Annotated in this window: 21 protein-coding genes; 10 read left to right on the forward strand and 11 right to left on the reverse strand. The window is 62.2% G+C overall.

Going from position 1 to position 23041, the window contains the following annotated elements; genetic code table 11:
- Window position 1 precedes the first annotated feature (1 nt).
- Window positions 2-955 carry a hypothetical protein gene (locus BUA42_RS12485; RefSeq protein WP_072778248.1) on the forward strand — a complete coding sequence of 318 codons (954 nt, stop codon included), beginning with the start codon at window positions 2-4 and terminating at the stop codon, window positions 953-955.
- A gap of 151 nt (window positions 956-1106) precedes the next feature.
- Entirely contained in the window at window positions 1107-2441 is a 1335-nt protein-coding gene (locus tag BUA42_RS12490) for a Wzz/FepE/Etk N-terminal domain-containing protein (RefSeq protein ID WP_072778250.1), read from the forward strand.
- On the opposite strand, the gene BUA42_RS12495 is transcribed toward BUA42_RS12490, so the two are convergent.
- The 6 genes from BUA42_RS12495 to BUA42_RS12520 all read right to left on the reverse strand — a co-directional run bounded on the left by BUA42_RS12495 (window position 2435) and on the right by BUA42_RS12520 (window position 10004).
- A complete protein-coding gene (locus BUA42_RS12495; protein WP_072778252.1) occupies window positions 2435-3490 on the reverse strand; it encodes a tyrosine-protein kinase family protein in 1056 nt (351 codons plus the stop codon). The two genes, BUA42_RS12490 and BUA42_RS12495, sit on opposite strands and share 7 nt — an antisense overlap.
- A gap of 136 nt (window positions 3491-3626) precedes the next feature.
- Window positions 3627-5735 carry an NAD-dependent epimerase/dehydratase family protein gene (locus BUA42_RS12500; protein WP_072778254.1) on the reverse strand — a complete coding sequence of 703 codons (2109 nt, stop codon included), beginning with the start codon at window positions 5733-5735 and terminating at the stop codon, window positions 3627-3629.
- Between the two features lie 12 nt (window positions 5736-5747).
- Window positions 5748-6716: a glycosyltransferase family 2 protein gene (locus tag BUA42_RS12505; RefSeq protein WP_072778256.1), complete on the reverse strand. Its 969-nt coding sequence runs from the start codon at window positions 6714-6716 to the stop codon at window positions 5748-5750.
- Entirely contained in the window at window positions 6716-7957 is a 1242-nt protein-coding gene (locus BUA42_RS12510; RefSeq protein WP_072778258.1) for a glycosyltransferase family 4 protein, read from the reverse strand. Before BUA42_RS12510 ends, BUA42_RS12505 begins: the two co-directional genes overlap by 1 nt.
- Entirely contained in the window at window positions 7954-8889 is a 936-nt protein-coding gene (locus BUA42_RS12515) for an NAD-dependent epimerase/dehydratase family protein (protein WP_072778260.1), read from the reverse strand. Before BUA42_RS12515 ends, BUA42_RS12510 begins: the two co-directional genes overlap by 4 nt.
- Window positions 8877-10004 carry a Gfo/Idh/MocA family protein gene (locus BUA42_RS12520; RefSeq protein WP_072778262.1) on the reverse strand — a complete coding sequence of 376 codons (1128 nt, stop codon included), beginning with the start codon at window positions 10002-10004 and terminating at the stop codon, window positions 8877-8879. The genes BUA42_RS12515 and BUA42_RS12520 overlap by 13 nt, the downstream gene beginning before the upstream one ends.
- A 263-nt stretch (window positions 10005-10267) precedes the next feature.
- Between BUA42_RS12520 and BUA42_RS12525 the strand changes: the two genes are divergently transcribed.
- Complete coding sequence (locus tag BUA42_RS12525) at window positions 10268-11050, forward strand: WecB/TagA/CpsF family glycosyltransferase (protein WP_072778264.1); 783 nt, start codon at window positions 10268-10270, stop codon at window positions 11048-11050.
- Here BUA42_RS12525 and BUA42_RS12530 read toward each other — a convergent pair.
- The 3 genes from BUA42_RS12530 to BUA42_RS12540 all read right to left on the reverse strand — a co-directional run bounded on the left by BUA42_RS12530 (window position 11047) and on the right by BUA42_RS12540 (window position 14616).
- Entirely contained in the window at window positions 11047-11688 is a 642-nt protein-coding gene (locus tag BUA42_RS12530; RefSeq protein WP_072778265.1) for an ATP-binding cassette domain-containing protein, read from the reverse strand. The two genes, BUA42_RS12525 and BUA42_RS12530, sit on opposite strands and share 4 nt — an antisense overlap.
- Window positions 11681-13324 carry an ABC transporter permease gene (locus tag BUA42_RS12535; RefSeq protein ID WP_072778460.1) on the reverse strand — a complete coding sequence of 548 codons (1644 nt, stop codon included), beginning with the start codon at window positions 13322-13324 and terminating at the stop codon, window positions 11681-11683. Before BUA42_RS12535 ends, BUA42_RS12530 begins: the two co-directional genes overlap by 8 nt.
- A gap of 86 nt (window positions 13325-13410) precedes the next feature.
- The gene (locus BUA42_RS12540) at window positions 13411-14616 is read right to left on the reverse strand and encodes an ABC transporter substrate-binding protein (protein WP_072778266.1); all 1206 of its coding nucleotides are present in this window, start codon (window positions 14614-14616) and stop codon (window positions 13411-13413) included.
- A 167-nt stretch (window positions 14617-14783) separates the two neighbouring features.
- Between BUA42_RS12540 and BUA42_RS12545 the strand changes: the two genes are divergently transcribed.
- From BUA42_RS12545 to BUA42_RS12575, 7 genes are all read left to right on the forward strand, one after another.
- The gene (locus BUA42_RS12545) at window positions 14784-15389 is read left to right on the forward strand and encodes a CDP-alcohol phosphatidyltransferase family protein (RefSeq protein ID WP_072778267.1); all 606 of its coding nucleotides are present in this window, start codon (window positions 14784-14786) and stop codon (window positions 15387-15389) included.
- Between the two features lie 157 nt (window positions 15390-15546).
- Entirely contained in the window at window positions 15547-17064 is a 1518-nt protein-coding gene (gene gpmI, locus BUA42_RS12550) for a 2,3-bisphosphoglycerate-independent phosphoglycerate mutase (protein ID WP_072778268.1), read from the forward strand.
- On the forward strand, window positions 17061-18200 hold the full coding sequence (locus tag BUA42_RS12555; protein ID WP_072778269.1) for a murein hydrolase activator EnvC family protein: 1140 nt from the start codon (window positions 17061-17063) through the stop codon (window positions 18198-18200). The genes gpmI and BUA42_RS12555 overlap by 4 nt, the downstream gene beginning before the upstream one ends.
- Window positions 18197-19534, forward strand: a complete 1338-nt coding sequence (locus BUA42_RS12560) for a S41 family peptidase (protein ID WP_072778270.1) — start codon at window positions 18197-18199, stop codon at window positions 19532-19534. Before BUA42_RS12555 ends, BUA42_RS12560 begins: the two co-directional genes overlap by 4 nt.
- Before the next feature lie 14 nt (window positions 19535-19548).
- The gene (locus BUA42_RS12565) at window positions 19549-19899 is read left to right on the forward strand and encodes a hypothetical protein (RefSeq protein WP_143152691.1); all 351 of its coding nucleotides are present in this window, start codon (window positions 19549-19551) and stop codon (window positions 19897-19899) included.
- Complete coding sequence (locus tag BUA42_RS12570; RefSeq protein ID WP_072778274.1) at window positions 19896-20378, forward strand: RNA pyrophosphohydrolase; 483 nt, start codon at window positions 19896-19898, stop codon at window positions 20376-20378. Before BUA42_RS12565 ends, BUA42_RS12570 begins: the two co-directional genes overlap by 4 nt.
- A complete protein-coding gene (locus BUA42_RS12575) occupies window positions 20378-20863 on the forward strand; it encodes a hypothetical protein (protein ID WP_084066209.1) in 486 nt (161 codons plus the stop codon). The genes BUA42_RS12570 and BUA42_RS12575 overlap by 1 nt, the downstream gene beginning before the upstream one ends.
- 24 nt (window positions 20864-20887) lie before the next feature.
- Here the strand turns inward: BUA42_RS12575 and BUA42_RS12580 are convergent, their stop codons facing one another.
- Window positions 20888-22231 (reverse strand): lytic murein transglycosylase, encoded by a 1344-nt coding sequence (locus BUA42_RS12580; RefSeq protein WP_072778276.1) that lies wholly within the window; start codon window positions 22229-22231, stop codon window positions 20888-20890.
- Between the two features lie 78 nt (window positions 22232-22309).
- Entirely contained in the window at window positions 22310-23014 is a 705-nt protein-coding gene (locus BUA42_RS12585) for a helix-turn-helix transcriptional regulator (protein ID WP_072778464.1), read from the reverse strand.
- Between the last annotated feature and the right edge of the window lie 27 nt (window positions 23015-23041).

The following is a 23041-nucleotide window of genomic DNA, read 5'->3' on the forward strand; positions in this document are numbered from 1 at the left end:
CATGGCCCCGCACTGGCGCATCTTCGCGGGTTTGACCCTCGTCCTTCTGGGCGGGCTGGCATGGTACATGCTTAAACCGCCGAAATCTCTGAGCGCAGAGGAACTGTCTGCGCTCTATGAAACGCCGCTGTCGCCGCCGAGCGAACCATTGACGGTGTACCACCTTGGCCATTCCCTTGTCGGGCGCGACATGCCCGCAATGCTCGCCCAACTCGCAGGCCACGACCACGCCTCACAGCTTGGCTGGGGCACACCTTTACGAAGTCATTGGTATCCTGACGAACCGATCCAGGGCTTCGATGTCGAAAACGCGCATGACAACTTTCGAGATGCGAAATCGGCGCTTGAAAGCGGCGAGTACGATGTTTTCGTCATCACCGAGATGGTCGAGATCGAAGCCGCGATCGAATACTTTGATGCGCCGCGTTACCTGCAGAAATGGGTGGAGGCGGCACGCGCTGGCAACCCAGGCATCCGCACATACCTGTACGAGACATGGCACCGTTTGGACGATCCGCAAGACTGGTTGAACCGTCTCGACACCGACCCGGCCCGGTACTGGGAAGGCGTGCTGATCGCGCAGGCCACGGCGGCACAACCCGAGGCAGACCCGATCTACGTGATCCCGGCGGGGCGCGTTCTGGCCGAGTTCGTTCGCAGGATCGAAGCCAGCGGAGGCATCGACGGTGTCGACTCTCGCGAAGACCTCTTCGCCCGTGCCGAAGACGGCAGCGTCGACACGATCCATGTGAACGATCTTGGCGCGTACCTCGTGGCGCTGACGCATTACGCGGTGCTCTACCACCGCTCGCCCGAAGGATTGCCGGCACAACTCGATCGCGCCGATGGCAGCCCGGCCGATGCCCCTGGCCCCGAACTCGCCGCTTTGATGCAAAAGACGGTGTGGGACGTGGTCACCACCTTGCCTGCCACCGGAATTGCCCCCGCTCCCTGAGATCGGGCGGAAACACGCTGTTTCCAAATTCGACGCGCATTGCGTTGGCAATTGGGGCGACTTTTGGCTAAATTGTGGCTTGTCTGTGACAAACCGGTCTATACCCCGGAACCTACAGATAAGGCGGGGGCCTTGGACTGGAGCTGAAAACATGATGTATTTTCAGTCATTTGATGAGGTCTTCTCCGCGCTGAAACGGCGGCTGGAACTGATCATCATCATCACTGTGATCGGCTGCATTCTGTCCGTCGTCGTGGCCTTATTTCAAAAGCCCACCTACAACGCCATTGCCGTGGTGCAGATCGAAGATCCGCAGGTCTCAGGCGCCAACACCAGTGTCGGTGTGTCCACTGAGGACCGCGCCAGTCTCGATGCCCGCCGCACCGTCCGCCTTATCGAACAGCGCGTGATGTCGCGTGGCACGTTGCTCGAAGTCATGGAAACCCACGACCTCTTCAATGAAGACCCAAGCATGACGGTCACCGAACGGATCACCGCGATGCGCGAATCCGTGACCGTGAGCGCAATCCTGTCCGGTGAAGCGTGGGAGCCAAACCCATCGGTGTCCGGCATGATCATCGATGTGAACCTTGGCGATGCCCAGAAGGCCGCCGATGTGGCGAACGATATGCTGGCCCGTGTGCTTGAAGAGGCGCGCACCCGCAGCGTTGACCGCGCGCAGATCGAACTTGAATTCTTCAACGTGGAAGAGGCGCGTATCCGAGAAGAGATCGTGGCCGCCGAAGCCACTGTGGCAAACTTCAAAAGCGCGAATGCCGAGTCCCTGCCGGTGAACGTCTCGGTTCTGCAAACCGAACTGACAACCCTGAACGGCGCCCTTCTGTCACTGCGCCAGGAAGCACTCGCTCTGGAATCCAACAGCAGCCGTAGCCGACCAGAGGCGCTAGAGCGTCAGCTCAGCGCGGTCCAGGAACAGATCGGACTGATCGAGGCGCGCATGGCCGAGGTGAACACCCTTCTGGCCCGCGCCCCGGCGGTTGAACGCGAACTCGTGGCGCTGGAGCGCGAAGTGGCGCAGCTCAATGAACAGTTCACCGTGATCTCCCGGCGCAAAGCGGATGCGGAAATGAGCCAGAGCCTCGAAGAGCAGCGTCAGCTTGCCCGCTTCGAAGTGCTGGAAGAAGCGATTGTCCCGGTTTACCCGGTGTCGCGCAGCAAGCGCTCCATCGCGATGCTTGGGGGCATTGCCAGTGGTCTCGTCGCTCTTGGCGTCGCATTCTTGCTCGAGGTGCTGAACCCGCCGATCCGTACGGCTGCACAGATGGAACGTACGCTTGGCGTACGGCCTGTCATCTCTGTCCCGGTGCTGAACACGACCGGTCCGTCACGCAAGAAGCGCAGCGGCAGGGGATTGCGGTTTGCCTTGGGCGTGTTCGTCGCTGTGCTCGTCGGCTTGATTGCCGCGGTTGTTCGCCCGATTGTCGAAATGGCAGCTCAGAACATGGCACCGCGCGACGCTCAGTAGGCGTAGTCTCCGGCCTCCGACTGGTCGGCTTTGTTCAGTATCACGCCAAGCAAAGGAACAGTGCTGCCCAGCCGGCGTTCGGTTTCCTTGATATCGTTGGCCCGCGTCGTGCCGCCTCCGGCAACGATCAGAAGCGCATCGAAATGCGGCCGCATGGCAAGCACGTCATCGTTCAACAGTGCGGGCGGCAAGTCGAACAGCATCACATCCGGTTCAAGGCTTTTCTCGATCCGCTGCAACGCCTTTTCGGTCGCGGGATCCTGCAAAAGCTCCGCCGCATAGGGTTCAACCATGCCATTGAACCCAATGGCGACATGGGACCCCGCCGAAATCGTATTGTTGGCAAAACCCTGAAGATGCCGCTCGGGAGAGATCTCGCCACGCAGCATGTCACCGATCACGCCACAATCCGAGACGCCGAAGATCTTGTGAAGGCTCGGGCTGCGCATATCCAGATCAAGCAAGACTGTCCTGCAGGTCTCATGCCGAGACAGGCTGATGGCAAGATTGGCGGCAGTAAACGTCTTGCCGCAATCCTTCGTCGGCGAGGTGATGGCCACGCGCCTCCAACCGTTTTCCGCAAGCGCCTGCAGCATGCGTGTGCGCAGGATGTCGAACCGGGTATGAGCCGGGTCTTCGCGCAACGCGGTAATCACATTGTGCTTGGCCAATCGCTTTGGATTTAATGCAAAGCGGTCCAGCTGTGACCAGACCGCTTCTGGATCGTGCTTGGGTTCGGGGGTCTTCGGGGCCTTCGGTCTGGGCGGGCTGGCAAGAACCAGAGGCCGCGACTTCGTGCGCGGCTTTGCGTCCGTAGTCGTGACCGTGGGCGCAGGGCGCTCTGAAACCTGTGTCGCCTGAGCTTTTTTCCGCGCAACTTCGGCCTTCAACGCCGCCTTGCGTTGAAGCAACGCTTCTTTCTCGGCCAGAAGCGCGTTGATATCCTTCCTCGGTGGAGTCGCTTTTTTCGGTGCCTTTGGCGTGGGTGTCGGCACGTCGTCAACGGCCCCGCGCCGTTTGCGGCGCTGGAATTTTGGCTGCTCTGTCATGTTTCAGCCTCGTTGCACGACATTCACGAATTCCACTTATCGTTGGCGCGAACGGATCCGCGCACTGGTCTTGATGACAGGGTATTCTGTCAAGAATACGTCCGATTTGAGGGCATTGTTGATCAAATGAAAGCGATCAGAACCCGAACAGGTTCGCCTGCCCAATCGCTTTTTCGATAAACCTGGCTTTGTCAGCTTCCGGTTTCCACCCCAATTCCTCTTTTGGTTTTGCGTTCACGAATGGGGACAGATGCGCACGGCTTTTCCAGTCTGCCAGCGATGGACGGCTCAGCCCACGCCGCCGCAGCGCGTAGACTTTGAGCGCATGTTTCACCGCGTCCGCCGCCCAGAACACGGTCAGGTTCCCGGAACTGACCCGCACCCGCGCGCCCAACGCTCTGTGGATCGCGTCGAAATACCCACGAGCGCTCAACATCGGCTCGCCAATCAGGTTGTAACTTTGACCAACCGCGTCGGGGTGTTCCCCCATCAGGATCAGCCCATCCGCCACATCATCGATCAGGACAAAGGGAAGGATGTTCAGGCCATTGCCCCAGATTCGAACCGCACCCGCGCCGTGCCAGCGCCCGATGCCCCAATGCTGGAGCGGCCCGCCATGGCCAACCACGATCCCAGGCCGAGCGATCACCAGAGGCAAACCGTCCCGCCGGTGCATCTCCATCAACCGCTTCTCGCATTCCGCCTTTGACCGGGCGTACATGTTCCGATCGCTCATGTCAGTGGGAAAGGGAACGTCCTCGGTGATCTTCTGCAGCGGTGAGGACATGTCATAGCTTGCAATTGTCCCGGTATAGACCAGCCGCTTGACCCCGGCCTCCTGACAAGCCTCGGCTATCCGGACCGACACGCCCACGTCGTGCTCCAGCGCATCTTCCCACGTGCCTTCCAGCGACCGGGCAAGGTTGTAGACCACGTCGATCCCCTGCATCGCTTCGATCAGCGCCGCCTTGTCGTACAAAGAAACGCCCACGGTCTCGACCTCGTCGGGCAGATCGGGGAAGGGGCCAAACCGCCCCCGGCTCAGCACACGCACATCCTGGCCTTTGGCGACAAGCGCGCGCGTCAAAGCACGCCCGATAAACCCGGTTCCACCGATGACCATCGCAGTAGGCTTTGGGTCGCGTGTCCTAACCTTCGGCCGGGCTGGGGTCAGGTCAGCATCAGGCACCAAGGCCAAAGCCTGATCCAGCGCCGTCATCACCTTTATTGCGCTCTTTCCCGAAAACCGCGCGTCCGCGTCCTTATCCCGCCGTAGCGCGCCATAGACCGCCGCATTCATGCCCTGAAAGCTGAGCGCATAGGGCGATTTCCGGTTCAATGACGTCACCTGCGTGACCGCGTTGCCAACACCCTCGCGCAGGTGCTGCCAGCTCAGATCCAGCTGATGTCGAAGCGGGTTCACGACCAGATCGGACGCGTTCTCCCGCTCCACGACCAGCGTATCTGCAGCGAAATCCAACCGCGCGCGCCCGGACGATCCGCGCAAGGTAAGAGACCGGTCGTCGATCGTCTCCACCATGGAGATCGTCAGCGTCACATCCACGTCTCCCGCCTGCGCCATGATGCGCCAAGCCTGATGCCGTGTGTCGTGACCGGGCAAATCAATCGGCTTGGATAACTGAACAGACTGGATGTGCGGCACGCCGAACAGATCGACGATGAACCCCATCAAATGTGGCCCAAGCTCTAAAAGCAGGTTCTTCGGCTCGCGCAATAGCCAGATCCCGAACGGACCGGACCGCAGGGGCGCAAGAGGCAGGCACCAATGCACTTCGGCCACCGACACACGTCCAAGCTCGCCCTTCGCCAACATGCCCTTCAGACGATCATAGGATGGCAGGCCCATGAAATTGTGCCCGGCATGAAACCGCACACCATGCTTCTGCGCCGTTGCCTCGATCTCGGCGGTCTCGGAAGCGGACGTTGCAACCGGCTTTTCAACAAGAACGTGCAAGCCGCCCTCAAGACATTGTATCGCCAAGGCGTGATGCAGGTTTGGCGGCGTCAGAATATGCACCGCGTCGCAGACACCGGCCTCGATCAGGTCGGCAACTTCCGAGACTACGCGCACGCCCAGACCATCCGCCAACCCCTTGGCCGCGGCCTCGGATGGATCGCAGACGGCGGTGATCTCCACCCCATCCGTCGCGCGAAGCGCATCCGCGTGCCATGACGCGATGTACCCCGCACCAATCAGACCCACACGTACCGTCGAAGACGCCATTCGCCGTACCCCTTACTTGTATTCAATCAGGCGCATTTGCGCTTTGTTCAATCGCCGCCAGTGATAGCGGACCATGCCGATGACATTTGGAAACTTGGACAGGGTCAGGAACACCGCGTGCCGCGCCGCCTCTTGCTCTGGCAAACCTTCGTCCCGAAGCCCGCGTTTTGTGCGCAACCACGACACGCCGTACACGCCCAGAACAAGGAACGGTACAACGAAAGACACCATGCCTCCGAACACCGCCAGAAACGGAAGCATCACCCCGTAGATCCACGCTCTCTGCCGTTCCCGCACGAAGTAGTCGGGATGCAGCTCCCCCACCTGCGCGAACCCATGCCCCGTGCGTTCGGCCCGTCTCCACCACTGCGCAAAGCGGGTCATGTCGGCGTCATGCGTCGCCATGTCTTCTGCGATGCGCTCAAGCCGCCACCCGGCTTTGCGCAACCGTGTGCAGAATTCGTCGTCCTCAGCCGCGATCACTTCGGGATTGAAACCGCCCACCTCCCGGAACGCAGTGCGGCGCACCATCATGTTGCCGCTACAGGCAAGGATGTCTCCGGCAGGACGTTTCCACTCCACATCGAACATCTGGTTATAGACCGTCGCATCGCGCCGCATTTCGGCGGCTTGCCCCGTCACCAGCCCAAGGGTGTCATCCGCAGTTATGTGCGCAGAACCCTTCGCGAGCCACCCATCAGCCATGACGCAATCGCCGTCCAGAAACTGCACCGCGTCCGGCGCGTCGCCCAATGCCATCAGCGCCTCGAACCCGGCGTTCCGCGCCCGCGCGGCGGTGAAGGGCACGGACATGTCGAGGTTCACCACCTCAGCCCCCGCCTTGCGTGCATTCGCAACGCTGTCATCCGTCGATCCGCTGTCCACATACACGACCCGACGGGCCTGTGGCACGACCGAGGCCAACGACGCCACCAGCCGGTCGCCCTCGTTCCGACCGATCAGAACCACGTCCACCTGCATCACGACGGCCTCAGCCCTGGGCGGTCCGAGCCATCGGCGTAGGCGCAGAAAAGGTCCGACAACCACGCCGCTTCCCGCGCCGCGTCATAGTCGGCGATGACCTTCTTGCGCCCTGCTGCGCCATAAGATGCGCGCATCTCTGGATCGCGCAGCATCTCGTCCAGCGCATCGCGAAACGCCGCCGCATCGCCCGGCGGCACCAGTCGCCCGGTGACCCCGTCTTCGACCAATTCCGGCACGCCCGCGAGCCGTGTCGTGAGCACCGGCACCTGTCCCGCCATCGCTTCCATCAGCACGACAGGAACGCCCTCTGCGAAACTTGGCAGCACGAAAACATCCGCTTGCGCCAGTTCCTCGGCCACTTCCGCCTGCGAGCGGTAGCCCAGAAAGACCACGCGATCGGACAATCCCTGTCGCTTCACCGCTGCTTCGAGGTTCTTGCGATCAGGGCCGTCGCCGACCAGCCGCAAGGACACATCCGGATGCGTCTCAGCCAGTTGCGCGATCGCATCGATCAGGATCGGCACACCTTTCACACCGGCCAACCGCCCGACGAACACCGCCCGCAAGCCGTCGCGATCCGAAGACGGCGCGTAGCGAGACGGGTCCACCCCGCAATGTACGATGTGGAACCGCTCCCAATGCGCCGCATCCGCGAAACACATCAGCTGTGACCTACAGAAATGGCTGATGCAGGCCACGAAAGAGGCCCGCGCCGCCTTCTCGTCGATGCGCCAATGGTGAGGCTCGAAAAAGATGTCCGGTCCGTGAATTGTGAAACTCCATCGGATCCCCGACAGCGCACCCGCAAGCATCGCGACCGTGCAAGACGCCTTGGCGATATGGTTGTGCAGATGCGTCACGCCCTCGGCAGCCAGCTTGTCGGCCAACACACCGGCCTCCAGGAAATAGATCAGGTTATAAAGCCGACCTTTGATGCCTTTGGGCGCCGTACGCCACGCGAGCGCCAGCGCCGACAGGTACCGCCCCGGCGTCTTCATCCACCGCAAATGCGCTTTCAAAAGGGTCGTCGGGTTCTTTGCCGCGTCAATCACCTTGAAGGTCCGCGCGTGCTCGTCCCTCTGTTCAGGACCAACCATATGCTCATTACCGGTCGTCCGGATCGAGCAGGTGAGAACCTCGTGCCCAAGAGCCCGCAATTGGGCGACCTCGCGCTGAATGAAGGTATCGCTGGCCCGGGGATACTCGCCCGTGAGATATGCAAGCTTTGGCAGCGTCACGACCAGCGCTCCCAGTCCGGTGCGGGATTAGGCAGGCCCGCGAACGCGTCAGGCATCTGCATCGCGTAGCCCATCGGAAGTAGTCGCTGACGCAGCACGGCTTCCCTGAGCAGTCCCGGCAAATTTGCCGACACAGGCCGCAACACCCGCGCCAACGTCCAAAGGCCTTGCCAGGGAAACGGCACTACGACTTTGGGCCACCCGCCGCGTTTCAGTTGGCGGATGACTTGGCTGCGGTTTGGCAAAACCGGGTCAAGAACAGCGGTGGTGACGTTCATCCTTTTGACAGTTCCATGCACGAGTGCGGCGGCGCATCGCTTTACATGGCAAAGCGGCAGGGGCCCGTCATCACCGATGCGGATCAGAACCGGTCCCACGCCAATGCCCAGATGCGCGTTCCAGAGATGCGCATCGTCGTAAACGATCCCCGGCCTCAACATCGCAACACTATCGAGCCGTGCGGCGCGCGCCAGTTGCTCTTGCTTTACCTTCGCACCGGAGTAGGCGTCCCGCGACATAGTCGGGTTCTCCAAACGACACGCATCCGTCAAATCGCCCCCGACCGGCACTTCGAACGTGTCGAAGACGGCCAGCGAACTTGCCAATGTCAGATGCCCTACGCCTGCCTGAGACATTGCCTGCAAAAGCGTTTCGGTCCCACCGATGGTCAGCTTTTTATGCGCATCAGGATCGCCGGACATCGACGCCGCCAGATGAATTGCCGCGTCGCAACCCGCCAGTGCAGCGGTCAAAGACTGCAGTGCATCTCGCGCTGTCAGGTCAATCTTGGCATATGTCACGCCGTCCCGCTGCGACCCCGCCCGCCGCTGCACGGCAACGACGTCCAGCCCCGCCTCAACCGCGGCATCGACAGTGGCGCGACCGATAAAGCCCGATGCACCAGTGATGAGCAACCGTTTCACCGCGCCCATGGCATCGGCTCCATGGGGTCGCAGCGCGTCGTCATGGGCTGAGCACCCGTCGTCTCGCCGGCGTTCTGAATCGCCAGCGTCACCTCGGTCATGTGCAGCGCGAATTCGTTGGACAGGCGCGATGGCCGCCCGGCGCGCAATGCGTCCAACATCTCTGCCGGACCCAGCATGAAATTCATCGCTGCCGCGCCCCACCGTTTGACCTTGGGATGCGTCGGCTGAGGCAGTTTTACCGCCTTCGGCAACGGCGACTCCATGAGACGCCGCCGCACCGTCATGCGTTTCGCGAACGTCACTTTCGCGGAATTGTCCCATGCGGCCTTGCAGGACAGAACGCCCTCGTCGCCGACAACCCTGATCTGATGGTCATGCGGGGCAACGATGGAACAGGTTAGTCGCGTCACCGGGCCATTTTCGAAAAACAGCGTCGCGACCGACACATCCGGGGCAAATGGCCCATCCCCTTCCTTGTCCGGCACCACCTCGGCCGAGGCCGCGACCACGGTACGCACCGAACCAAACCACGAGATCAGCCAGCCAAGGTAATAGCCCGCGTGCTCGAGCGTGCATCCCACGCGAAACTCATCCTCGAACGGCCACGGGGCGCCAGACTCCGACAGCCATTTCTTGTAGGCGGCCTGCGGCACAAACCCGTCGTCCAGTTCGGCATAGACCAGCCGTGGCGTGCCCGCGATGCCGGTGCGCAGGGCATGACCCAAGGTCTGCGCTGCCTCGCCAAGAACGCTGCACGGTGCAGAGGCCAGCATGAGATCCGCGGCGTCGGCCTGGGCATGCAGGACCTTGGCCTCTTCCAGCGTCATCGCCAGCGGCTTTTCCGAGTAGGTATGGCACCCGGCGGCAAGGCAAGCGGAGTTGACCTCGAAATGCGCCGACGGATTGGTCAGGTTCAACACCACGCCGTTCCGGGGATGCTGTTCAAGAAGCGCGTCCAAAGACCCGACCTTGGGCACATTCCAATGAGCGCAGAATTGCGTCAGCCGCGACGCGTCTTTGTCATAGACACCGGCCACTGTGATCCCGTCCATCACCTGAAGCGACCGCATGTAAAGATCCGCCACAAACCCGCAGCCGACGATCGACACCACACCGCTCATCACACATCCCCATTAGGAATGATGCCGCAGCTGTGGCTGCGCTGGGGCGGTGTTTTTCGGCGTGGCACGGGTCTGCTCTGGGTCCTGCACGTGATTGGGCGGCGTTAAAGCAATCAATAACGGTGATATTTTGGCAAAACTGGTTTTTCTCGCGTCAGAGGCGTCAATTATGTGCATCCTGTCTTGATATTGCAGCGCTCTCGCCCCGATTTAGCCGCATGACAACAGTAAACCCCGCTCCGACGACGCAAAAGGAGGCGCAGATGCGCTTTTGGGGTGAAGATTACGACGTGACCGTGAACGTGCCCGACTGGGTCGCGTTGGAGCGTCAGGTGTCCTCGCGTCTGCGGTCGGGCGATGGCTTTTCGCTCGCAACGATCAATCTTGACCATCTGGTAAAACTTCGGACAGACGCCCGTTTTCGCGCGGCATACGCCGATCAGGATATGATCGTTGCAGACGGCAATCCGATTGTCTGGATGTCCAAACTCGCCGGTCGCCCGGTACGTCTGATCCCAGGCTCGGACGCGATCCTGCCGCTGACCCGCATCGCCGCTGCACACGGCAAAACCATCGCGCTTGTCGGGAGTACCGAAAAAACGCTGATGGCGGCCAAGGCTTATCTGGAGCATGAGGTTCCCGGTACATGCATCGTTGCTACCATCGCCCCGCCTATGGGCTTTGACCCGACAGGGGCCAGTGCCGACGACGTTCTGGCCACCATCGAAGATGCAAGCGCGGACATCGCCTTCCTAGCGCTGGGCGCCCCCAAACAAGAGCTTTTCGCAGCGCACGGGCGTAAAACCCTCCCATCCGTCGGGTTTGTGTCCATCGGGGCCGGGCTGGATTTCTTCTCGGGTGAACAAACCCGTGCGCCGGCGTGGGTGCGTACCATCGCGATGGAATGGCTCTGGCGCGCATTATCGCAACCGGCGCGGTTGATCCCACGCTATGCCAAATGCTTTACGATCCTGCCCACCGAAACGCTCCACGCGCTTCAACTGCGCAAAGATGGCGCGACACAGCGCACCGCATCCGAGCGTTAATCGGTCAACTCGTGTACCCGCCCGCCGGCAGCTTCGGCATCGGCGTGGTCATGCGTTACCAAGAGCACCGGCAGCCCCTTCGCCCGCGCCTGTGAAAAGACAAGGTCCCGGATTTGGCCACGCCGTTCGGTATCCAGCCGCGAAAACGGCTCATCCAAGAGCAAGGCCTTTGGCCCGGACAGCAGCATCCGCATGAGCGCCACCCGTGCTTTCTGACCGCCAGACAAGGTCTCAGGATCGCGATTGGCAAACCCGGAGAGCCCGATATCGTCCAGCGCCGCCTCGATCTGCCGCGCGCGTTCGGACCGACCTTTGACCGAAGCGCGCAAACCGAAAGCAAGGTTTTCGCCGACAGACAGATGCGGGAACAGTAACTCGTCCTGAAAGAGGATGCCAACGCGCCGTGTTTCCGGCGCCGTATCGGTGATGTCCGTGCCGTTCAGGATCACGCGGCCTTGCGCCTCGAACACGGGGTCCAAGGTGCCGATGATGTAAGACAGCAGCGTCGACTTGCCCGATCCGCTTGGCCCCATCACGGTCAGCACCTCTCCCGGCGCGACGTGATCCGAGATCTTGACGAGCGTGCGTCCTTCGCGACCGATCACCACGTGATCGAGTGTCAAACCAAGCTCACCCATGCCGCAAACCTCTGCGATTGCGCCAAACCACGGCTGGTACAAACAGCGCCACCGCAAACGGCAAAAGTGCCACGGCTGTTTGGCTCAGCGCATAGACCGAAATCACACGCCGATCTCCGCCCGAAGCCAGCGCCACCGCCTCGGTGGTCAAGGTCTGGACGCGCCCCGCTCCGGCCAGCAGCGTTGGAAGGAACTGCCCGATGGACACCGCGAAGCCTACGGCCGCCGCTGTCAGGATCGGGCGCAACAGCATCGGCAACCGCACGCGCCACAAAACGCCGTCACGCGACGCACCCAAAGCCCGTGCAACCTCGCCATAGCGCGCATCCCATGCGCGGAACGGATCGGCCAGCGACAGGAACACGTAGGGCAGCACAAAAATGACATGCACAGCGATCACCGCAGACCTGTTGCCGTCCACCCCCGCAAAAATCGCGAGGGTCTGAAGGCCGGTCAAAAACGCGATCTGCGGCACGATCAGCGGCACATAGAGCAGCCACAAGGCCCGCGTGCTGGGCTTCAGGCCGTGCCGTTCCTCTGCCTCGAGGCAGGCCAGCGTCAAGAGCAGCGCTGCCGCGGTGGCGACACTCGCAGTAATCACCGTTTCTTCCACGATCGACCCAAGACCGGGGCCGTGTCGCATCCAGGTGCGCGTTGAAAACCCGTCCGGCCAAAGTTCAGGAAACTGCCACAGCCCGGCGACCGACCACACGACCAATCCGAGCAGTCCGAAGATCACCGCACCCGCACTGACCAGCGCGGCGGCAAGCGACACCGCCTTGATCGTCCGCGTCGCCCCGCCGCGTGTACCGGACGCCACCCATCGGCGACCAAGTCGCCCCACGACGCTCTCGGCAAGCCGCCACATCAGCAAAGCACCCACGACAAGCAAAAGCTGCCAAACCGCCGCCGCCGACGCGAGAAATCGCAAGCTCAAATCGGGATCGTTCATCCAACGCAGGATCTGCACCGCAAGCGTCGGCGGCGTGGTTGGCCCAAGAATGATCGCCACGTCGATGACCGTCATCGAAAATGCGAGCACCGCGTAGACCGGGAGCCGGATTTGCGCATAGACACGCGGGAACACGGTCTTGAACCAGCCGGTCACGGGGGCGTATCCCAACGCCATCGCGGTGTCCCGCGCCTGAGCCGTGCGGACCTGTGACAGCGCCGCCAGCGTCATCAGCAAAAGGAACGGCACTTCCTTTACCACCAGACCTGCCACCAATGACGCACCGTATGGGTCCTGCAGGATCAAGAGGTCAGGTGGGCGTTCCCATCCCGAAAGCCAGGGAGAGATTGCCCGAGAGACCCAGCCCGACGGCGCAATCAGGAACGCCAGCCCAAACGCCGCGGCTGCGTGAGGCACCGAGAGAAGCGGGGACAACGCGCGTTCGATCACCCGAAATGCGGTGGACCCGCTCCACGCCGCACAGATGACGGCCACCAACAAGAGTGAAATCGCGGTAGCAGCCAACCCGGTTGTCACACTGAGCACACTCGCACGGGTGATCCCCGGCCAGTCGAACAGCATCCCGAACGCGTCGAGGGACAGGCCTGCACCGCCGAGCGCGGGCATATACCCGAAAGCAGGTGCCAGCGTTCCCAGAACTCCTGCCAGCACCGGCCCCACCATGATCGCGACCGTCAGAAGCGGCGCCCACGGAAGGAATCGCGCACGCGCTGGTCGGATCTCAGCGGGAACCGCCACTCAAAGCGCGCCTATTGTGCGACGCCGAACCGCTCGGTCCAGTCTTCCTCAAGCCGCACCATCCAGCTCGGATGCGGTTCCGGCAGGGTCGCGCCCAGCTCATCCGGCGGCAGCGTGGCGAGACCCAACTCCAGCGCATCGAACAACATGCGGTCGTCGTCCGAAAGCTTTTCCAGATCCAGCACCGTGCCCAGCCCCCAGACCTCCGGGTCCTGCATCATCGCCTGTGCCTCGGGCGACATGATGAAGTTGGCCACCACCATGGCGCCTTCCTTGGCGTTTGCGTTGTAGGGGATCGCGACGAAGCTCGCATTGCCGATACTGCCTGCGTCCATCACGAAGGTGCGCACACTGTCCTGCAACTCGAAATTCGCAATCGCATTCGACGCCTCGTTCGGGTTGAAACTGATCGCAAGGTCGATCTCCCCGTCGGCCATCAGCTGGATTTGCCGCGACTCGTTCTGCGGATAGGCCCGTCCCGCGCGCCAGAGGTTGGGCGTCAGATTTTCGAGGAACGCCCAGAACTCCGCAGTCGCAGCGGAATAGTCCGCTTCATCGATCGGCGCCTGCAGGACAGATGCATCCGGGACGAACTCGATCAGCGCTTGCTTCAGGAAGGTTGACCCAAGAAAATTCGGCGGCTGCGGATAGGTAAACCGCCCCGGGTTCTCTGCTGCATAGGCCGCCAACGCTTCCATCGATTTGGGCGGCGCCTCAAGCCGTGCGGTGTCGTAGTAGAACACCACCTGCGCCATGCCCCACGGCGCTTCCAGCCCATCGGTGGGGACGGTGAAGTCCGACACAACCGCTGGCTTTCCAGCAACATCGACATTTGCCCAGCTTGGCATCTGTTCGACCCATGGCCCGAACAGCAGCCCCTGTCGCTTCATCGCGGCGAAGTTTTCGCCGTTGATCCAAATCATGTCGACCGCGCCACCGTCGTCTTTGCCCGCCGATTTTTCAGCAACCACGCGGCTGACCGCTTCGGCAGTGTCGGAGAGCTTCACATGTTCGAGCGTCACTCCGTACTCTTCCTGCACCCGGTCTCCGATCCAGCCGATGAAGCTGTTGATCGTGTCCGACCCGCCCCACGCATTCCAGTACACCGTCTGCCCGCGCGCCTCTTCTGTCACGGCGTCCCAGTTGGCGGGATCTGGATTGGCCACCGCGGCAAACGCGGTGAAGGAGGCGAGGGCGGCAGCGAGAAATGTGCGCATGAGGTGGTGTTCCTTGGTCAAAAGGGCGCAAACGCCCCGGTCGTCGCGGTAGAAACCAGCGTTACCCGGTATCGGTCAAATGACAAACAGGTGTGCAAGATTTCAGTATACGGCCGGTTCAACGGGCGCTATGGCCGGTTTCGTCTCTTCCATAGCCCGGTTTGCCGATGATCGACGCCAGGATCCTGCCCTTCCTCAAACGCGCCTTCGACCGCCCGGCCCGTGGCCTTGTCGCCCGTGGCATCACCGCGGATCAGATCACGTTCGTCGGGTTCGGCATCGGTCTGCTGGGCGTGCTCGCCGCCGCGACCGGTGCGTTCGGTTTGGCGCTCTTCTGCCTGGTCCTCAACCGTCTCGCCGACGGGTTGGACGGTGCGGTCGCGCGCTTGACTACCCCCACCGACCGCGGTGCCTTCCTCGACATCGCGCTCGACTTCATGTTCTACGGGCTTTTCCCTCTGGGCTTCGCGCTGCACGACCCGTCTGCAAATGCCCTTCCCGCCGCCGTCCTGATCTGCAGCTTCATCGGCACCGGCTCCAGCTTCCTCGCCTTCTCCATCGTCGCCGAGAAACGCGGCATCACGTCCGAGCAATACCCGACCAAGGGCATCTACTACCTCGGCGGTCTGACCGAGGGCACCGAAACCATCGCCCTCTTCATCGCGATGTGCCTCTTCCCGATGGCCTTCCCCTGGCTCGCCTACCTCTTCGCAGTCCTCTGCGCGATCACCACTGTGACACGCTGGCTTGCCGGTTGGCGGCTCTTCGAATGATCTTCCCGTCTTCTTCGGTTTGAAAATATCCCGGGGGTCTGGGGGCAGCGCCCCCAGTTGATCGCGCTGCGATCAATCCAGTCGCGCCCTCTCCACATCCCGCACCACCTCTGTTACACCGCTCGTCAACAAAAACCCGAGCAGAGGGCGCACCCAGATGACCACCCCGAAACCCGTTGTTCTGACGATCCTCGACGGCTGGGGCCTTCGCGAGGACGCCACCGCCAACGCCCCAAAGCTGGCGAACACGCCGACGATGGATCATCTCATGGCGACCTGCCCGAACGCGACCCTGGTCACACACGGTCCTGACGTGGGCCTGCCCAGCGGACAGATGGGCAATTCCGAGGTTGGGCACACCAATATCGGTGCCGGGCGCGTGGTGGCGATGGACCTCGGCCAGATCGATCTTGCCATCGAGGATGGCAGCTTTTTCGAAAACGACGCGATCCTTGATTTCGCGGCCAAGGTCAAAGATGCGGGTGGTCGCGCGCATCTGATGGGCGTCGTCTCGGATGGCGGCGTGCACGGTCACATCAACCACATCAAGGCAGCCGTGAAACTGCTGACGGATCAGGATGTCGAGGTTGTCATCCACGCCATCACCGACGGTCGCGATGTGGCGCCGACCTCTGCCGAAGGGTTTGTCGCCGAACTTGCCGACGGCCTTCCCGATAAGGCGACGATCGGCACCGTGATCGGCCGCTACTATGCGATGGACCGCGACAACCGCTGGGACCGCGTTGAGCGCGCCTACAACGCGATGATCCTCGGGCAGGGTGCCTCTGCCGAAACGGCGACTGGCGCGGTTGAAGACGCCTATGCGGATGACCAGAACGACGAATTCATCGAGCCCCGCGTGATCGGAGAGTATGCCGGCCTTGGCGACGGCGACGGTTTCTTCTGCCTCAACTTCCGCGCCGATCGCGCGCGCGAAATCCTTGCGGCCATCGGCGCTCCCGACTTCGACGGGTTCGACCGCGATAAAGCCAATCTGTCCGCGCTGCTTGGCATGGTCGATTATTCGACCAGCCACAACGACTACATGACGACGGCCTACCCGAAGCAAGAGATCAAGAACACGCTGGGCGAATGGGTCGCCAAGCATGGTCTGAAACAGTACCGGTTGGCCGAGACCGAGAAATACCCCCACGTGACGTTCTTCCTCAACGGCGGGCAGGAGACACCCGAAGAGGGCGAAGACCGTGATATGCCCAAAAGCCCGAACGTCGCCACCTACGACCTGCAGCCCGAGATGTCTGCCGAGGAAGTGACCGAGAAATTCGTCGCGGCGGTCGAGGCGGGCTATGACCTGATCGTCACCAACTACGCCAATCCGGATATGGTCGGCCATACCGGCGATCTCGATGCAGCGATCAAGGCGTGCGAGGCGGTGGACACCGGACTGGGGAAGGTCTTGGCCGCGCTCGAAAACGCGGGCGGCGCGATGATCGTCACCGCCGATCACGGCAATTGCGAAACGATGATCGACCCCGAAACAGGCGGCCCGCACACCGCGCACACCACCAATCTTGTGCCTGTCATCCTCTATGGCGGGCCGGACGGCGCATCGCTGCGCGACGGCCGACTTGCCGATCTTGCTCCCACCTTGCTGCAGCTGATGAACTTGCCCCAGCCAGACGACATGACAGGCAAGAGCCTCATTCAAACATGATCCGATCCGCGCTCGCCACGTGCCTCTGTCTGGCTTTGGTTGGTCCCGCTGTTGCGCAGTCCCCGGCGGATGCCGCACGCGCGGCGATGGCCCAACTTGAAGAGGCGACGCAAAAACTCGACGACGCGGAAAGCGCCCGTGACCGAGTCCGTGCCTTGACGGAGGCGGTTCAGGCGTTCGAGACCGGGCTGGCCGCCATGCGCGACGGGTTGCGCGTCGCGTCCATCCGCGAAACCGAGCTGCGCCGCGACCTTGATGCGCGCGATGCCGAAGTCACCCGCCTTCTTGCGGCCCTGTCGGCGCTTGGCGCGTCTGCGTCTCCGCAATCCTTTGTTCATCCCGACGGCCCCGTCGGGGCCGCGCGCGCCGGTCTGTTGATGGCATCCGTTACGCCCGCGCTGTCCGAGGCCGCTGCCGATCTGCGTGCCGATGTCGAGGAAGCCACGGTTCTGCGCCAACTACAGCAGGACGCCGCGGACACGTTGCGCCTTGGCCTCAGCGGTGTGCAATCCGCCCGCACTGCGCTCAGCCAGGCGATGGCGGACCGGACCGATTTGCCGCGCAAGTTCACCGAAGACCCGGTAAGAACCGCCCTTCTGATCGCTGCCAGCGAAACGCTCGACGGGTTTGCCAGCGGGCTCACACAGATTTCCGAGGGCGAAACCGAGATCGATCTGCCGGAGATCCGGGATCGCAAGGGCGCACTGCCGCTGCCAGTGGCCGGCGAAGTGCTCAGGCGCGCCGGCGAAACCGACGCCGCCGGGATCACGCGGCCCGGCGTGCTGATCGCCACCCGTCCTCGCGCGCTTGTGACCACGCCAGCGGCTGCGACCATTCGCTACCGCGGCCCGCTGCTCGACTACGGGTTGGTCACGATCCTCGAACCCGAACCCGATATTTTGTTTGTGTTTGCGGGACTTGAGACAGTCTTCGGCGAAACCGGACAGGTTCTGCCCGAGGGCAGCCCCGTCGGTCTCATGGGCGGTCCCGAAGGTGAACCCGACGATATTCTATCACCATCCGGTGAAAGGACTGGCGCAGCTTTGTCCGAAACGCTCTATATAGAGGTCAGACAAGGCGAAACGCCGGAAGACCCCCTCGGGTGGTTTGCAGATGACAAGGGAATGACCGAATGAAGAAAGTTCTCATGGCGGCGATAGGCGGCTCGATTGCCGGCGTCGTGGCCTCAACACAGCTCGTGGGTCCGCTTGTGGCGCAGGAAAGCGCGCGCTCGACCAGTGTTTACGAACAGCTTGACCTCTTTGGCGATATTTTCGAACGCATTCGCGGGCAATATGTGGAAGAGGTCGATGCAGCGGACCTGATCGAAGCGGCCATCGACGGCATGCTGACATCATTGGACCCGCATTCCAGCTACCTGTCCCCGAATGACGCCGCCGACATGCGCGTTCAGACGAGAGGCGAGTTCGGCGGTCTCGGGATCGAGGTCACCCAGGAAGACGGCTTCGTGAAAGTGGTCTCGCCCATCGATGGCACACCCGCCGACGAGGCAGGCATCGAAGCGGGCGACTTCATCACCCATGTCGATGGAGACTCCGTTCTCGGCCTGACCCTGGACGAAGCCGTCGACATGATGCGCGGCCCTGTCGGGTCCGAAATCATCATCACCGTTGTGCGCGAAGGCGAGGCGGAACCGTTCGAGGTGTCGATCATTCGCGACACGATCAAGCTGACCGCTGTGCGCTCGCGCTTGCAGGGCGAAGCGGTGGTCCTGCGCGTGACCACGTTCAACGACCAGACCTATCCGAACCTCGAAGAGGGCCTCGCCGAACAGGTCGAAGCGGCGGGTGGTATGGAAAACGTCGAAGGCATCGTTCTCGACCTCCGCAACAACCCCGGCGGCCTGCTGAACCAGGCGATCCGCGTCAGTGACGCCTTCCTCGACAAGGGCGAGATCGTCAGTACACGCGGTCGCCAGCCGGAAGACGGCGAACGCTACAACGCGACACCCGGTGATTTGGCCGAGGGCAAACCGATCGTCGTTCTCATCAACGGTGGCTCGGCCTCTGCATCCGAGATCGTCGCTGGCGCTCTGCAGGATCACCGCCGGGCGATTGTCGTCGGCACCAAGTCCTTCGGCAAAGGCTCCGTCCAGACCGTGATGCCATTGCGGGGCGATGGTGCCATGCGCCTGACCACCGCGCGCTACTACACACCGTCGGGCCGCTCGATCCAGGCGCTGGGCGTGTCGCCCGATATCGTGGTCGAACAGCCCCGCCGGGCCGAGGAGTCGGAGGAAGAGGAAGAAACCAACGTCTTCAACCGCTCCGAAGCGGATCTGCGCGGCAGTCTCGACAATGACAGCCTGACGGAAGACGAGATCGAACAGATCGAAGCGGATCGTGCCAAGGCCGAAGCAGCAGCGGCGCTGCGCGAGGAAGACTATCAGCTCGCCTACGCCATCGATATCCTTAAGGGCCTGACTGCACTGCAACCCGCCGAAGATTAAGGGTGCCAGACAGGTTGGACAAACCCGACCCGGAAGCCTGGGGGCTTCCGGGTTTTTCGTTTGAACCCATCGGCGAAGGGGAACGCAACACCGTTTTGCGCGGCACCTGGCCCGGCGCAGGCCATGTCTTCAAATCCACACACCGCACCGAAGAACAGCTGCGTTGGCTCTCGCGCGTTGATCAGGCCGACTTCGACAATCACGCCAATAGGCAGGTCAAAGACCCGGTGACGCAAGCCGCCGCCTTAGCATTTGAAATCGCCACCTGTTGGTGTATCGAACCAGAGCGTGCCACCCGTCTGGCCCGCGATCTGCCGCGCGCGTTGGATGTGGCACACAGCTGGAACCGGATACCCGATCAATGAGCCCCGAAGACATCGCCCGCCTGCCGTATCGACCCTGTGTGGGGGTCATGCTGATCAACCGTGACGGTCAGGTCTTTGTCGGCCAGCGCATCGACAACCCCGGCCCAGCCTGGCAGATGCCCCAAGGCGGCGTGGACAAGGGCGAGGCCCCGCGTGACGCCGCGATGCGCGAGCTCTGGGAAGAAACCGGCGTGACGTCGGACCTCGTGAGGATCGAAGCCGAAACCAAGGATTGGATTCCCTACGATCTGCCGAACGACCTGATCGGCCAGCTTTGGAAAGGGCGCTACCGCGGGCAGGAACAGAAGTGGTTCCTCATGCGCTTTCACGGCACCGATGAGCAGGTCAACATAGAGACCGAGCATCAGGAATTCAGTCGCTGGAAATGGATGGAGCCCGAGCAACTGATCAACCACATCGTACCGTTCAAACGCCACGTGTACGAGCGCGTGCTGACCGCCTTCCGGGATCATCTCTGATGCGCGTGATTTGGGGCCTGATCCTATCGCTTCTTATGGTGCAACAGGCTGCCGCACTCAGTTGCCTCGCGCCGAACATCGCCCGTGACTACGCCAACGCGGCTGCGTCAGAAGACACGTATATCGTGGTCAAGGGCCAGCTTTTCTTCGACGAAGCCGAACTGCCGAACCGCGTCGATCAACGCAACGCGCGCAACGGCGATAGCGTCGACATTCCGGGATGGCTGGCGGGCCAATCCCTGACCGCCGATGGATTCAGCCGCGCCTTCGAGCGCGACGTGATCCTGCGCGTGTCCTGCCTCGGCCCTTGGTGCGGTGGCACTGCGAAGGGGGATCATCTCGCCTTCCTCAAGCAGGAAGATCAGCAATGGGTGATGGAACTCAGCCCCTGTCCGGGTATGACCTACCAGAACCCGACCGAGGACCAACTGTCTCAGGTTCAAAGCTGTTTCGTGGGCGAGGCCTGCGAGGCGGAAAATCCGTAGGCCGGGCTCCCGCTGCGGAGCGCGTTACCGCAACTTCTCCAAGATCCGCAAAGACGCGTACCCGTCCGGCACATCTCCGACGGACCGTTGAAACTGTCGCACCGCGTTGATCGTCAATGGCCCGATCTTGCCGTCGATCTTCTTCGTATCGAACCCCTTGGCCGTCAGAAGACGCTGCATCTCCTTGCGTTCGGCATAGCTCAACGCTCTGTCCCCGCGTGGCCAGTCGGATTGGATCGGCCCGCCTCCGGTGATGCGGTCGCTCAGATGGCCGACCCCGATCACGTAGGCATCGGCGGTGTTGTAAGTTTCGATGACGTCGAAATTCTTGAAGATCAGGAACCCGGCGCCCTGCGCCCCTGCGGGCAGCAGCACCGACGCGGAACCGTAGTCCCGCACCGGTTTCCCATCCATGCCAACCACACCGATCTGCGCCCAGTCCGACGGCATTTTCTGAATGTCCCGGTTCGCCAGTGTGTAGTCAAAGCCAGACGGCACCTGCACCTCAACGCCCCATGGCGCGCCTTTCACCCATCCGTTCTTTGCCAGATAGTTCGCGGTCGACGCCAGTGCGTCCGCCGGATCATCCGACCAGATATCCCGCTTGCCGTCCCCGGTGAAATCGACAGCCAGACGCTGGTACGAGGTCGGAATGAATTGTGTATGCCCCATCGCCCCGGCCCAGCTTCCGGTGAAGTTCGCCAGCCGAACGTCCCCGCTCTGCAGAATGCGCAAGGCCGCGATCAACTCGCCCTCGAAAAACGCGCCACGCCGCCCGTCATAGGCCAGCGTCGCGAGGGAACCGATCACCGAGTTCGATCCACGGAACGTCCCATACGCCGATTCAAGCCCCCAGATCGCAACGATCACGTCCTTGTCCACGCCATACTGCGCCTCGATCCGGTCCAGGAGCGCCGCATGCGTCCTTAATGCCTCTTTCCCGTTCCGCACCCGGGCGTCCGAGGCCGCGCTGTCCAGATAATCCCAGATCGTCTTCGTGAATTCCGACTGCGTCCGGTCGCGTCGCACCACGTCTGGATCGTAGCGGGCGCTGGCCAACGCGCGGTCGAATACGGCGGATGAAATCCCTTGCTGCAAGGCCCGAACCCTGAAACCGGCAATCCACGCCTCGAAGCCCGCCTGCGTCGCCGCAGGGACAATCGTCTCAGGCGTTGGAGAGGCCACGGGCCGCAAGGCGGGGCGCAGCGAGTTTTGCGGCGCCACAACCGACACAAGGTTCACGGAACTGCGTGAAACCTCATCCGCCGTGGCGATCCTCGGCATTGGCCTGAGCGACTGATCGACAGACCCGGCCGCCGCAACCGTCCCAATAAGTGCAAAGATGAAGGTGAGACCCTGAAACCGCATGATCCGTTTTCCCGCTGCTCGTGTCCGTTTCCCGGACTTGATGCAATCCTACCGCGATTGCCGCGATTTGCGAAGCGGTCAAAACGGAACCAAGCGATCCCCCGCCGCCGTCAGATTTTCGAGATACGTCTTGAGCAATGGCGCGCGCGCCGGTCGGAATGACGTCTCTGTCACGTGCAGCGCGCTCATCCGGTCCAGCCGAAACGCCCGGAAGTCATCGCGTTTGAGGCACCATGCCAGCAGACAATGCGACTGATCGAAAAGCACGATGCTCAGGGGTTGCACACTGCGTTGCGTCGGCACCCCCTGTTTGTCCGTGTAATCAAACGTCACGACGCGCTCTTCCCAGCAAGCCTCTCGCAGGACACGCGAGTCGATTGTGGGGGCAGGTGGCGGATTGAACCGATGTGCAACAAGCACGGAATGCCGGAGCCTGTGCGCTTGCCGCTCGGGCAACCGTGCGCGCAGTTTGACCAGCGCCGACCGCGCCGCATCCGCCAAGGCCGGATCACCGACCGCCGCAACCTCGCGCAGCCCAAGAACCAGCGCCTCAAGCTCATCATCCTTGAAGCCGAGCGGTGGAAGATGGGCGTCCTCGATCAGCGTATAGCCGAACCCCGCCTCGCCATCGATGACCGCGCCCAATTCGCGCAACGTATCGATGTCGCGATACAGCGTGCGTGCGGACACACCCGTAGCTTCGGCCAATTGTCCTGCCGTCGCCGGCGGAGGCAGGCTGCGCAGGGCTTGCATCAATTGGAACAGTCGATGGGTCCGGCTCATGATCCGATCATCTTCGCGCATACTGTC

Origin of the sequence: Marivita hallyeonensis (assembly GCF_900129875.1) — a bacterium.
Lineage (GTDB): Bacteria > Pseudomonadota > Alphaproteobacteria > Rhodobacterales > Rhodobacteraceae > Marivita > Marivita hallyeonensis.